Genomic DNA, 12,587 nt, shown 5'->3' on the forward strand with positions numbered 1-12,587 from the left:
TTGCCTGCTCAATGCGTAACTCGATGTCCCGGCGTCAGGCACGCTGAGGAGCATGTAGCCCTTACTGCGGATTTTTCTGATCACGCAAAAGCCCGGCCAGACAAGCAGCGTCTACCGGCCGGCTGATCAGATAACCCTGCACTTCGTCGCAGTGTTCGGCGCGCAGAAATGCCAGTTGATCCTCACGCTCGACACCCTCCGCCACTACTTTCAGCGCCAGTCCGTGGGCCATGGCGATGATCGCGCGAGTGATCGCCGCGTCCGCACTGCCCTCGCTCAAGCCGCGAATGAATGCCTGATCGATTTTCACGTAGTCCACCGGGATGCGCTTGAGATAACTCAACGAGGAATAACCGGTGCCGAAATCATCGATCGCCAATTTCACCCCCAGATCGCGCAACTGCTGGAACGTCGCAATGATGTGTTCGACGCTGTCGAGCAAATGGCTTTCGGTCAATTCGAGCTCAAGGCAGTGCGGCGCCAGCCCGGTTTCTTCCAGCACCTGCCGCACCAGACTGACCAGCTTGCCCTGGCGCAGCTGATGCACCGACAGGTTCACCGACACGCGGATCGGCGCCAGGCCCTGGCGCTGCCATTCGCACGCTTGCCAGCACGCCTGACGCAAAACGAATTCGCCGATCGGCCCGATCAGACCGGTCTCTTCGGCCAGGCCAATGAAATCCGCAGGCGGCACCTGGCCCATGCTCGGATGATCCCAGCGCACCAGCGCTTCAGCGGCATTCAGGCGACCGGTTTGCAGGCACAGTTTCGGTTGGTAGAACACCGTCAGTTGCTGTTCTTCAATAGCTCTGCGCAGGTGGTTTTCCAGCTGCAAACGTTCGAGTGTGCTGGCTTGCAGGCTGTCGGTGTAGAACTGGAAATTGTTGCCGCCCAGATGTTTGGCATGTTGCATGGCCATGTTCGACTGGCTGACCAGCGCCGAGATTTCCCGCGCGTTGTCCGGCAACAGGCTGATGCCCATCGAAGCGCTGACTACCAATTCATGCCCGTCGACACTCAGCGGCAAACGCAGCTTGGCCGACAGCCGCGTCGCTACCCGAGCCAGGCTCGACAGATTGCCGTAGGCATCGAACAGCACGGCAAACTCGTCACCGGACAAGCGCGCAATGGTGTCGGCTTCCGGCAAGGCATTGACCAGCCGCCGGGCCATTTTCTGCAGCAACTGATCTGCGACTTCATGGCCGAGGCTGTCATTGAGCAATTTGAAGCGATCGAGATTGATGTGCAGCAACGCCAGACTGCGGCGCCCGCCCTGGCGCACCCGCTGATGGGCTTCGTGCAGGCGCTCGCGGAACAGTGAACGGTTGGCCAGGCCGGTGAGCTCGTCGTAATGGGTCAGATAGCGCATACGCTCTTCCGAGGCCCGCCGCGCCGAGAGATCGGCGAAGAAGCCGACGATATGGCTGACATTGCCACGGCTATCACGCACGGCATTGAGTTGCAGCCATTGCGGATACAGCTCGCCGTTCTTGCGCGTCTCCACCAGCTCGCCCTGCCAGCTCCCATGCTGCTCCAGCGCATGACGGATCGCCACGTAGTGACGACGGGCATCGCGGCTGCACGGCAACTCTACGACGTTGCGCCCGAGCATGTCGTCGATCTCGTAACCGGTAACCCGGCTGAACGCTTGGTTGATCGCAATCAGCGCGTAGTCCGGGTCGAGAATCACGATGCCTTCGCTGGCCGCTTCGAACACCGTGGCCGCCAGCCGCTGCTGCTCTTCAAGGCTTTTGCTGGCGCTGATATCGCGGCGAGTGCCGACCATGCGGATCACCCGGCCGTTGGCGCTGCGTTCTACGGCGCGGCCACGGTCCTCGATCCATACCCAATGGCCATCGCCGTGGCGCAGGCGATATTCGACCTGATAATCCTCGGTGCGCCCCTTCAGATGCTCGACCAGGGCGAACTTGAGTGACGGCACATCTTCAGGATGCAGTCGTGGCTTGAGGTCGCGCAGCAGCGCGGTGACGTATTCCGGGGCGAGGCCGAACAGTTCCTGAATCTGTGTGTGGTGGACTTCGTCGGTCTGCAGGTTCCAGTCCCACAATCCGAGCTCACTGGCCTTGAGCGCCAGCGCCAGGCGCGCTTCGCTTTTGCTCAGGGCCTGATTGGCCGCGTCCAGTTCGCGGCTGCGCTGGGCCACGCGATCTTCGAGGTCGACCTGCGCTTCACGCAATTGCGCTTCGGCACAGCGGCGCTGTTCGATCTCTTTACCAAGCTCCTGATTGAGTTGTTCGCTGCGCGTTTGCGCTTGCTGCAAATGCTCGATCAGGTGCTGATTCTGGAAGCGCCGCAGCAATCCGCGGTCAATCAGCCGATTGACCTGCCACGCCACCACACTCAGCGAGCCGAGCAGGATCAAGCCCAGCCAGCCCCAGCCTCGTGCCTGATCGTCGCCGCCCCAGAACAGGTAGCCGATCGCTGGCAGCAGGCACGGCAAGGTAAACGACAGGAACGCCGGCAGGCTCACCGCGTAGGCGACGCTGGCGGACAGTGTTGCCGCGCCGATCAGGCCGAACACCCAGGCTTGCTGCATGAAGTTGTCAGCGGGAACGAGCGCAATGCCGGCACCGGCGAGGGTCAGGCCGGTCATGGTCGAACCGAGCAGGAACATGCGGAACCAGATCGGCTGGGCCTGGCGATCGGGAATCGCCGAATCGAACGCGGCTACCTGAATCACCCGCAGCGCGACCAGCGACAGCAGCCACACCAGCCAGACGCTGACCACGAAGTAGCGCTGCGGGCTCCAGAGCAAAGCGGCGCAGACCAGACCATTGATCAACATGAACAGCGTGGGCAACAACGAGCCCTGATACAGCAGACGCGTGCGCTCCACCGCCATTTCGACGGCATAGTGCTTGCGGATCACCCGGGGGTCCATGGAGGGCCCCGACAGTTCGGCGCTGAGGATCATGGGCAACGTTCTTGTTCTTATAAGGAGGGCGTGCGCCCGAAACGTGCACGGAGCATACACAAGCCGATCCCGATGCCAAACTGCTGCCGATCACAATTGCGGGGAAATTTTCCGCCGCTTGCGCACCGCTGCAACCCCTCAGGCGAGACGGGCCGAAGCCTGCAGCCAGTGACCGACCGGTCGTCATCGGCAGCACTTTCATCGGCTAATGCAACGCACGGTTTGCCCGGGCCTGCGGCGCACCCTAGAATGCCCCGATGCGCGATGATCTCTCCCTTCTGCTGAACTCCCTCAACGATGCCCAACGCCAGGCCGTAGCAGCCCCCGTTGGCCGTCAGTTGGTCCTGGCCGGCGCCGGTTCCGGTAAAACCCGAGTGCTGGTGCACCGTATCGCCTGGTTGATCCAGGTCGAAAACGCCTCGCCTCACTCCATCCTGTCGGTGACCTTCACCAACAAGGCCGCTGCCGAGATGCGCCATCGCATCGAGCAGTTGCTGGGCATCAACCCGGCCGGCATGTGGGTCGGCACCTTCCACGGCCTCGCGCACCGCTTGCTGCGGGCGCACTGGCAGGAAGCGGGCCTGAGCCAGACCTTCCAGATTCTCGACAGCGATGACCAGCAGCGTCTGGTCAAGCGGGTGATCCGCGAGCTCGGTCTGGACGAGCAGCGCTGGCCGGCGCGTCAGGCGCAGTGGTTCATCAACGGCCAGAAAGACGAAGGTCTGCGGCCGCAACACATCCAAGCCAGCGGCGACCTGTTCCTGGCCACCATGCGCGGCATCTACGAAGCCTACGAGGCAGCGTGCCTGCGGGCCGGCGTGATCGATTTCTCCGAACTGCTGCTGCGCGCCCTCGATCTGTGGCGCGATCACCCCGGCCTGCTGGCGCACTACCAAAAGCGCTTCCGGCATATTCTGGTCGACGAATTCCAGGACACCAACGCCGTGCAGTACGCCTGGTTGCGCCTGCTCGGCAAGGGCGGCGACAGCCTGATGGTGGTCGGCGACGACGACCAATCGATTTACGGCTGGCGCGGGGCGAAGATCGAGAACATCCATCAGTACTCTTCCGATTTCCCGGACTCCGAGACGATTCGTCTGGAGCAGAATTACCGCTCCACTGCCGGCATCCTCAAAGCCGCTAACGCGCTGATCGCCAACAACACCGGGCGTCTCGGTAAAGAGCTGTGGACCGACGGTGGCGACGGCGAAGCGATCAATCTGTACGCCGCGTTCAACGAGCACGACGAAGCGCGTTACGTGGTGGAAACCATCGAAAGCGCTTTGAAAACCGGTCTGGCCCGTAGCGATATCGCCATTCTGTACCGCTCCAACGCCCAGTCGCGGGTGCTCGAAGAAGCCCTGCTGCGCGAGCGCATCCCGTACCGCATCTATGGCGGGCAGCGCTTCTTCGAACGCGCAGAAATCAAGAACGCCATGGCCTACCTGCGCTTGCTTGAAGGTCGCGGCAACGATGCGGCGCTGGAACGGGTGATCAACGTGCCGGCCCGGGGCATCGGCGAGAAAACCGTCGAAGCCATTCGCGAGCATGCGCGACACAGCGACGTGTCGATGTGGGAAGCGATGCGCCAGCTGGTTGCCAACAAAGGCCTGACCGGTCGCGCCGCGAGTGCGCTCGGTGCGTTTATCGAGCTGATCGAGAACCTCGCCGCCAAGTGCGCCGAGATGCCGCTGCACCTGATGACGCAAACCGTCATCGAGCAGTCCGGCCTGATCGCTTATCACGAAGCGGAAAAAGGTGAGAAAGGCCAGGCCCGGGTGGAAAACCTTGAGGAACTGGTCAGCGCCGCGCGCAACTTCGAGAACACCGAAGAAGACGAAGAACTGACGCCACTGGCGGCGTTCCTCGGCCACGCATCGCTGGAGGCCGGCGACACTCAGGCCGACGAGCACGAAGACAGCGTGCAACTGATGACCCTGCACAGCGCCAAAGGTCTGGAATTTCCTTACGTGTTCCTCGTGGGCATGGAAGAAGGCCTGTTCCCGCACAAGATGAGCCTGGAAGAACCGGGGCGTCTCGAGGAAGAACGACGTCTGGCTTATGTCGGTATCACCCGGGCGATGCAGAATCTGGTGATGACCTACGCCGAAACCCGGCGCCTGTACGGCAGCGAAACCTACAACAAGGTATCGCGTTTCGTCCGCGAAGTGCCGAAAGGCCTGATTCAGGAAGTGCGTCTGTCCAACAGCGTCAGCCGACCGTTCGGCGGCAACCAGTCGATGAGCGGCAGCAATCTGTTCAGCGGCAGCGAGATTCCGGAAACCGGTTTTGTGCTCGGTCAGGCCGTACGTCACTCGATCTTCGGCGAGGGCGTGATCCTCAACTTCGAAGGCTCCGGCGCCCAAGCCCGGGTGCAGGTGAACTTCAGCGAAGGCAGCAAGTGGCTGATGCTCGGCTATGCCAAGCTGGAAGCCATCTAACTACCAGCACTGAACTCATGTGGGAGCGAGCCTGCTCGCGAAAGCGCTGTCACATCAAGCAATCATTTGCCTGACACGACGCCTTCGCGAGCAGGCTCGCTCCCACAGGTTATGCGGCGCAAGTGCATCAATCCCTCTGAACCTATCGTCTTTTCCTACAGACAAAAGTACATCGGCTGATTGCCTCGCCAAGCTGAACGCGACCTGTCAGGCAAAAGCCCGAAACACTCTCTCGCTAGCCAGTAACACTTCAGCTGTGCAACATGGCGCGCGTGTCTCCACAAAACGGGAATACCCTTTATGAAACGTTTTCTTAGCATCGCCATGGCGTTGTGCATCGGCCTGACGATGAGCCTCGACGCCAACGCCAAGCGCTTTGGTGGTGGCAAAAGCGCCGGCGCTGCGCCGACGCACCAGACCAGCCAGATGGCTCCTTCTTCTCCTGGCGTGGGCGGCGCAGCAGCGACCGCTGGCGCTGCCGGTGCTGCTGGCGCCGCGGCCAAGGCCGGCGGTGCTTCGCGCTGGCTCGGCCCTCTGGCGGGCATCGCCGCCGGTGGCCTGCTCGCGTCGATGTTCATGGGCGACGGCTTCCAGGGCATGCAGATCTTCGACATCCTGATCATGGCCCTGATCGCGTTCGTGATCTTCCGCTTCATCGCCGCCCGTCGTCGCAAGCAGCAGGAGCAATTCGCTCCGGCCGGCGCGCCGATGCAGCGTGAAGTGTTCGAGCAGAAGCCTGCCGCCATGGGTTCGATCTTTGGTGGTTCGGCCGCTCCGGCTGCTGCCCGTCCGGTGATCAATGCACCGGCCTGGTTCAACGAAGAGCGCTTCCTTGAAGCCGCGCGTAGCCATTTCCAGTCGCTGCAGCAGCACTGGGACGCCAACGAAATGGACAAGATCGCCGAGTTCGTGACCCCGCAAATGCTTGAGTTCCTCAAGCGTGAGCGTGCGGATCTGGGCGACGGCTTCCAGTCGACCTACATCGACAACCTGCAGGTGCAGCTGGACGGCGTCGACGATCGTGCCGACAAGACCATTGCCACCCTGACCTTCACCGGCGTGTCGAAAACATCGCGTTTCGACCAGGGCGAAGTGTTCAGCGAAAGCTGGAACATGGAACGTCCGCAGGGCGACAACCAGCCTTGGCTGGTCGCCGGAATCCGCCAGAACGGCTGATCCCTGCTGCGCTTCACTTGCGGTAACAGAACCCCGGCCTCGGCCGGGGTTTTTCATTTCACGGTTGCATCTATGGCGAGCTACTGTATAAACCGGCCCATATAAACCGCGCCATTCAAGCAAGAGGATCCCGGACGTGGAAGAAATCATCGAACAACTGCGCGAAGCCAACGAACCCGTACCGGTTCCTTTGGAATTGCCTGACGAAGACCTACTGGTAGAAATCGAAGAACAACTGTTCATCGACATTCCATTCGTCTTCAAAGAATTTTTGCTGACCGTCAGCGATGTGGTCTACGGCAGCCTCGAGCCGGTGACCGTCACTGATCCGCAATCGCACACCTACCTGCCGGACGTGGCAGCCAATGCATGGGATGTGGGTGTTGATCGCAGCTTGATCCCGATCTGTCAGGACGGCGATGACTACTACTGTGTCGAAGAAGACGGCACCGTGGTGCTGTGGCAGGCCGAAGAAGAACTGATTGCCGAAGAAACCTGGGAATCGGTGTGGCACTGGGCGCGGGACGTCTGGCTGGAAAGCTGATCCGCCACACGCCCCGGCAGGTCAATGCCCCGACGACTCCTTGTGGTTGTCGAGGGTTTCCAGCAAGGCCACCTGCATCCGCGTATGCACGCGGATGAACCAGCGCCAGAGCAGCGCCGCTACGGCGGCCGCCACGACGGCGATCAGCACCAGCAGCTTGTTGGTCGGCAGGATACTGGCCGACAAGGCTGCCAACAGCAGGAAAATCACCAGCAGCGAGAGAATCGGGATCACTTCGGCGATCACCCGGCGCACTCGCTGCGTGTGACGCCCGGCCATCTCCGGCTTGACGCCCATTTCCGCCAGCAGCATAGACAGCGCCTTGAGCTTGCGATAAGCCGCGATCAGGAACGGTAGCGAGACCAGCAGCGCCCCGCCCCAGATCAATGCCTTCTGCCAGCTCGGATCGCTGATCCAGTCCTGCAACCACAACGACATGCGCTCGGCGAAGTATGCGCCGGCGAAGAAGATCGCGATCACCAGCGCCAGATTGATCCCGACCTGCAAGAGGATCCGCCGGATCATCGACGCCAGTAGCGCGCCCTCGCCCTGCGGCTGGATGCTGCGCAACCATTCGCCATACATGCCCAGCACACGCCCGAGACGCTTGGGCACGACTGCCGAGAGCTTGATCGAAAGCGGATCCGCCGCGCGGATCAGATACGGTGTCAGCAGTGTGGTGATCACCGACACGGCTACAGCGACCGGATAGAGGAAGTTGCTGGTCACCTGCAAGGTCATGCCCAGCGCGGCGATGATGAAGGAAAATTCGCCGATCTGTGACAGACCCATGCCGACCCGCAGTGAGGTCCGTCCGTCGTTGCCAGCGATAAACGCACCGAGGCCGCAGGACAACATCTTGCCCAGCACCACGGCGACGGTGATCACCGCGATCGGCCAGGCGTATTCAATGAGAATCAGCGGGTCGAGCATCAGCCCGATGGCGACAAAAAAGATCGCACTGAACAGGTCGCGAACCGGCTCGACCAGCCGTTCGATTTTCAACAATTGCCGCGACTCGGCCATGATCGCGCCGATCAGGAAAGCGCCGAGCACCATGCTGTATTCAAGCTTGACCACCAGCAGGCAGAAGCCGAAACACAGGCCGAGTACGGTGATCAGCAGCATCTCGTTGCTTTCGAATTTCGCCACATAAGCCAGCAGACGCGGCACCAACAGAATGCCGATGACCAGCGCGACGATCATGAACAGCGACAGCTTGCCGACCGTGGAAAACACTTCCCCCGAGCTCACCGTGCCGCTGACGGCGATGCTCGACAGCAGCGCGATGATGCCGATGCCAAGGATGTCCTCGACAATCAGCACACCGAAGATCAACTGCGCAAAGCGCTCGTTCTTCATCTTCAGGTCATTCAGCGCTTTGACGATGATGGTGGTTGAGGAGATCGCCAGAATCGCGCCGAGGAACAACGAATCCATGGTGTTCCAGTCGAACCAGCGACCGATTTCGTAACCGATCCAGATCATCAGGGTGATTTCGAGAAACGCGGCAATGAACGCCGTCGCCCCGACCTTGAACAGCTTGCGCAGGCTGAACTCCAGGCCAAGGCAGAACATCAGGAAGATCACCCCGAGTTCGGCCAGGGTCTTGATGGTTTCTTCGTCGTGAATCAGGCCGAACGGCGGCGTATGCGGGCCGATGATGAAGCCGGCGACGATGTAGCCGAGCACCACCGGCTGCTTGAAACGATGAAACAGTACGGTCACCACGCCTGCGACCAGCATGATCACTGCCAGATCCTGAATAAAACTGATGGCATGCATGGCGTGGGCTCCTTGATGACAAGGCGCGCGGACAGACGTCAAAAGGTCTGCGCGAGCAGGGTAAAAATCCGCTTTTAATGTAGGAATTGCCCTTGGGCAGGGCTTTTGCAGGTTAACACCGCGACTTCGCTCTGGAAGCCGGTGCAATATATGGAAACAGATCGCTACCGGCGTGACGGCGGCCCCCCGCGCGGCGTCCCGATAACGGTGCTTTTCGAAAAGCCACCAGGTGCCCGCAGAGGCGCTTCCTGAAATCAGCCTTGATCCGTGAGAACGTTATGGAACCCGGAAACGCCCAGCTGTCGATGACGGTACTGATGACCCCCGACATGGCCAACTTCTCTGGCAATGTCCACGGCGGTACCCTGCTCAAATACCTCGACGAAGTGGCCTACGCCTGCGCCAGCCGTTATGCCGGGCGCTACGTGGTAACCCTGTCGGTGGATCAGGTGATTTTCCGTGAGCCGATTCATGTCGGCGAACTGGTGACGTTCCTGGCCTCGGTCAACTACACCGGCAACACGTCGATGGAAGTTGGCATCAAAGTGGTCACCGAAAACATCCGCGAACGCTCGGTGCGCCACACCAACAGCTGTTTCTTCACCATGGTCGCGGTGGATGATCAGCGCAAACCGGCCGCCGTGCCGCCGCTGCAACCGCAGAACAGCGAAGACAAGCGCCGCTTCATGCAGGCGCAGCAGCGTCGGCAGATTCGCCAGGAGTTGGAGAAGCGTTATCAGGAGATCAAGGGCGACGCCTGATCAGCCTTGATTGATTGCTTTCGCGAGCAGGCTCGCTCCCACATCTGGAATGCATTCTTCCTGTGGGAGCGAGCCTGCTCGCGAATAAAGACGACCCGGTCTCAGAGACTGATCGCTGTAGCCTCGAACTTCACCCGCGGATGCGCAATGCGATCCTGCGCCCGCACCAGTTGCAGCTCGTAACTGGCGCACGCCTGGGTTTCCAGCAACACCTCATGCACTGCCGCTGCGGTGAATTCGAACGCTGCCAGTAGGCTGTCGCCCAGCAGCACTCGCGCCAGGAACAGGCCGGATGTCAGATCGCCCACGCCCACCGGCTGGCGCGGAAACGCCAGCAGTGGACGGCGCAAATGCCAGCTGCCCTCGGCGGTCACCAACAACATTTCGAAGCCATCCGCCGGTTTGCCCGGATAATCCAGATGCTTGACCAGTACCGCTTTCGGTCCGCGCGCCAGCAGCGCCCGTGCCATCGCCAGGCAATCGAACAACGACTGCGGCTTGCGCCCGGAAAAACTGTCCAGCTCCAACTGGTTCGGGCACATGATGTCCGCCACGGCCGCGGCCTCATCAAGGAGGAAATCGCTGACCTCGGTGGGCACGCTGCAACCCTTCTCCGGATGGCCCATCACCGGATCACACAGATACAGCATCTTCGGATTGACCGCTTTGATCCGCGCCACACCGCTGAGAATCGCCCGTCCCTGCGCGGCGCTGCCGAGGTAGCCGGACAGCACCGCGTCGCAGTTGCCCAGCTCGCCAATCGCGGCGATGCCTTCGATCAGCTCGGGAATCTGCTGCGGCGCCAGCACTTCACCGGCCCACTGACCATACTGGGTGTGGTTGGAGAACTGCACGGTGTTGAGCGGCCAGACATTGACCCCGACGCGCTGCATCGGAAAAACCGCAGCGCTGTTGCCGGCGTGGCCAAACACCACGTGGGACTGGATGGCGAGCAGATGAGGCGTACGTTTCATTCGGGTCATTCCGTAAAACGATTGAAATTCAAGCCGCGCAGTATGCGACGAAACACAGCCTGTACGACAGACCGGCGAGACAGTTAAGCTGACGCCATCATTTGGAGTTCGATGTCGATGCTGACCCTGGAAAACATCTTCGTGCTGATGCTGTTCGCCGCCGCTGGCGCCTGGCTATGGCACAACCACGGCTTGCGCGAGCGCGCGCTGGAGCGGGTCAAACAGCATTGCACCAACGTCGGCGTGGAGCTGCTGGACGGTAACGTCGCGCTGAAAAAGATCGGTCTGATCAGGGATGCCAACGGTCGCCGACGACTGGCGCGGGTCTACAACTTCGAGTTCACCGTGACTGGCGAAAGCCGCCACAACGGCACCGTCACCCAGTTCGGCGCGCACAGTGCGCAGATTGAGCTGGCACCCTACCCGGCGCCGTTCGACGACACGCCGCCGGTGGTCGAAGTGCACAAGCCTCGCGCGGAAGTCATCGAGCTGAGCCAGTGGCGGCAGGAACATACCAAGTGGAAGCCTTGAAACGCCACCACACCGGCGCGTACATCCACGTCCTGTAGGAGCTGCCGAAGGCTGCGATCTTTTGCTTCTAAAGCTTTCGGCAGGCAGCGAGCCCCGCCTGAAGCACTTCAACTTCCTCAAGACCACTGAAAATCAGCTCGATCCGCGAATCTTTTCGCCATTCACTTACCTGCCAGTCCAGCTCGGCATTCTCCAGTGCATTGGCCGACATCCAGCCATTCGCGCTGTGGATAACCAGTTTCGCGCGCTTCCAGTTCATACCGCTCAGCCAATCGGCGATGCGTCCTTGATCAAATACCTGCCCCGGATGCCAGCGCCAACCGATGCTCCACCCACCCTCCTGTAACTGGCTCAGGCAGATCGGGGCGGCCGGATCGCTCCAGACCGCTGGCAGCTGTGCCAATCCAGTGGGCAGCGGCAGATGCCCCGCGCCTTCGTTCGCTTTTGCTTTTGCTTTCAGCCCCGGAAGCTCGCTCAGAGGCAGTTGCGCTTGCTGCGTCCAGATCAGCCTGACGGGCGGCAACTGGCTGGCGATTTTCTCTCGAACCGCTTCATCGAGATCTTCGGCCTTGTTCAACAACAGCAAACCCGCGCTGGCCAACGCTTGCTGCTGAGCGTCCGGCAGGGTTCTACCCGCGTGCAATGCCTGAGCGTCCAGAACCAGCACACATGGCTGAACCGCCAGCACGCCCAGCCACGGCGCTTCGTTCAATTGCTTGAGCAACTGCACCGGATGGCCCAGCCCGGATGGCTCGATAAACAGTCGATCCGGTCCGGCCTTGCGCAGCAGGCGGCCGAGGCCGATCTGGAATGGCGCACCATTGACGCAACACAGGCAGCCCCCGGCCACCTCACCCAGTGCGATACCATCGGCGTCATTCGTCAGCAGTGCAGCGTCCAGACCGATCTGGCCGAACTCGTTGATCAGCACCGCCCAGCGCTCCTGCGCCGGCCGCTGCGCCAGCAACTGGCGAATCAGGCTGGTCTTGCCGGCGCCCAACGGGCCAGCGATGACGTGGGTCGGAATGTTCTGCAACATGGTGGGCACTTTTCTGCGGACTGTTATTGAGGAGATCGAAGATGCGCTGGTCGGGATGGTCGTTGCTGTTGGCGCTGCTGTCGAGTGAAGCGTGGGCCCAGGCCTGCGTGGTGCACACACAGGGCGAACGGCTCGACGTCAAAGTCTGTCAGCAGAACCGGACGATTCCGCAAAAATTGTTCAATGACGGCTTCTGCCAACCGACGCTGGCCGGGCAGAAGGTCGAGGTGCAATACGTCGACCAGTGCCCGAGCGGCGCTTTCGGCGTGTGCAGCAACGCGCAAGTCGCCAATATGCCCTATCGCCAGGATATCCACTATTACGGCGTGGCCACTGATGCGGCGTATCTCAAGCCGTATTGCGAAGGCCAGAGCCAGGGCGTCTGGCGCAAGCCCTGATGT

General features: G+C 61.2%; 10 protein-coding genes. 6 read left to right on the forward strand and 4 right to left on the reverse strand.

Going from position 1 to position 12,587, the window contains the following annotated elements; all coding sequences use genetic code 11:
- Window positions 1-61: 61 nt before the first annotated feature.
- The gene (locus PS14A_RS25350; protein ID WP_212617466.1) at window positions 62-2,935 is read right to left on the reverse strand and encodes a GGDEF domain-containing phosphodiesterase; all 2,874 of its coding nucleotides are present in this window, start codon (window positions 2,933-2,935) and stop codon (window positions 62-64) included.
- Window positions 2,936-3,192: 257 nt separating this feature from the next.
- Between PS14A_RS25350 and uvrD the strand changes: the two genes are divergently transcribed.
- From uvrD to PS14A_RS25365, 3 genes are all read left to right on the forward strand, one after another.
- Window positions 3,193-5,376 carry a DNA helicase II gene (gene uvrD, locus PS14A_RS25355; RefSeq protein WP_064365169.1) on the forward strand — a complete coding sequence of 728 codons (2,184 nt, stop codon included), beginning with the start codon at window positions 3,193-3,195 and terminating at the stop codon, window positions 5,374-5,376.
- Between the two features lie 300 nt (window positions 5,377-5,676).
- Entirely contained in the window at window positions 5,677-6,552 is an 876-nt protein-coding gene (locus PS14A_RS25360) for a Tim44 domain-containing protein (RefSeq protein WP_016772449.1), read from the forward strand.
- A 136-nt stretch (window positions 6,553-6,688) separates the two neighbouring features.
- Complete coding sequence (locus PS14A_RS25365) at window positions 6,689-7,096, forward strand: SMI1/KNR4 family protein (RefSeq protein WP_038359443.1); 408 nt, start codon at window positions 6,689-6,691, stop codon at window positions 7,094-7,096.
- Window positions 7,097-7,117: 21 nt separating this feature from the next.
- Here PS14A_RS25365 and PS14A_RS25370 read toward each other — a convergent pair whose 3' ends face one another.
- Window positions 7,118-8,881 (reverse strand): cation:proton antiporter, encoded by a 1,764-nt coding sequence (locus PS14A_RS25370; protein WP_212617467.1) that lies wholly within the window; start codon window positions 8,879-8,881, stop codon window positions 7,118-7,120.
- Between the two features lie 278 nt (window positions 8,882-9,159).
- Between PS14A_RS25370 and PS14A_RS25375 the strand changes: the two genes are divergently transcribed.
- On the forward strand, window positions 9,160-9,642 hold the full coding sequence (locus PS14A_RS25375) for an acyl-CoA thioesterase (protein ID WP_016772447.1): 483 nt from the start codon (window positions 9,160-9,162) through the stop codon (window positions 9,640-9,642).
- A gap of 101 nt (window positions 9,643-9,743) precedes the next feature.
- On the opposite strand, the gene pdxY is transcribed toward PS14A_RS25375, so the two are convergent.
- Window positions 9,744-10,616, reverse strand: coding sequence for a pyridoxal kinase PdxY (gene pdxY, locus PS14A_RS25380; protein WP_042608042.1), 873 nt, complete (start codon window positions 10,614-10,616; stop codon window positions 9,744-9,746).
- Window positions 10,617-10,733: 117 nt separating this feature from the next.
- Between pdxY and PS14A_RS25385 the strand changes: the two genes are divergently transcribed.
- Window positions 10,734-11,147 (forward strand): DUF3301 domain-containing protein, encoded by a 414-nt coding sequence (locus PS14A_RS25385; RefSeq protein WP_038861179.1) that lies wholly within the window; start codon window positions 10,734-10,736, stop codon window positions 11,145-11,147.
- Between the two features lie 67 nt (window positions 11,148-11,214).
- Here PS14A_RS25385 and PS14A_RS25390 read toward each other — a convergent pair whose 3' ends face one another.
- Entirely contained in the window at window positions 11,215-12,186 is a 972-nt protein-coding gene (locus PS14A_RS25390) for a CobW family GTP-binding protein (protein ID WP_212617468.1), read from the reverse strand.
- Window positions 12,187-12,227: 41 nt separating this feature from the next.
- Here PS14A_RS25390 and PS14A_RS25395 point away from each other — a divergent pair, with 41 nt between their 5' ends.
- Window positions 12,228-12,584: an NADH:ubiquinone oxidoreductase gene (locus PS14A_RS25395; protein ID WP_212617469.1), complete on the forward strand. Its 357-nt coding sequence runs from the start codon at window positions 12,228-12,230 to the stop codon at window positions 12,582-12,584.
- Window positions 12,585-12,587: the final 3 nt, after the last annotated feature.

This window comes from Pseudomonas sp. 14A, assembly GCF_018132745.1.
Classification (GTDB): domain Bacteria; phylum Pseudomonadota; class Gammaproteobacteria; order Pseudomonadales; family Pseudomonadaceae; genus Aquipseudomonas; species Aquipseudomonas mercuritolerans.

What these genes read in the sequence shown, in the direction of transcription:
- PS14A_RS25370 (WP_212617467.1), bottom strand. Translation starts at nt 8,881, where the DNA reads ATGCATGCCATCAGTTTTATTCAGGATCTGGCAGTGATCATGCTGGTC.
- PS14A_RS25360 (WP_016772449.1), top strand. Translation starts at nt 5,677, where the DNA reads ATGAAACGTTTTCTTAGCATCGCCATGGCGTTGTGCATCGGCCTGACG.
- PS14A_RS25390 (WP_212617468.1), bottom strand. Translation starts at nt 12,186, where the DNA reads ATGTTGCAGAACATTCCGACCCACGTCATCGCTGGCCCGTTGGGCGCC.
- PS14A_RS25395 (WP_212617469.1), top strand. Translation starts at nt 12,228, where the DNA reads ATGCGCTGGTCGGGATGGTCGTTGCTGTTGGCGCTGCTGTCGAGTGAA.
- uvrD (WP_064365169.1), top strand. Translation starts at nt 3,193, where the DNA reads ATGCGCGATGATCTCTCCCTTCTGCTGAACTCCCTCAACGATGCCCAA.
- PS14A_RS25350 (WP_212617466.1), bottom strand. Translation starts at nt 2,935, where the DNA reads ATGATCCTCAGCGCCGAACTGTCGGGGCCCTCCATGGACCCCCGGGTG.
- pdxY (WP_042608042.1), bottom strand. Translation starts at nt 10,616, where the DNA reads ATGAAACGTACGCCTCATCTGCTCGCCATCCAGTCCCACGTGGTGTTT.
- PS14A_RS25375 (WP_016772447.1), top strand. Translation starts at nt 9,160, where the DNA reads ATGGAACCCGGAAACGCCCAGCTGTCGATGACGGTACTGATGACCCCC.
- PS14A_RS25385 (WP_038861179.1), top strand. Translation starts at nt 10,734, where the DNA reads ATGCTGACCCTGGAAAACATCTTCGTGCTGATGCTGTTCGCCGCCGCT.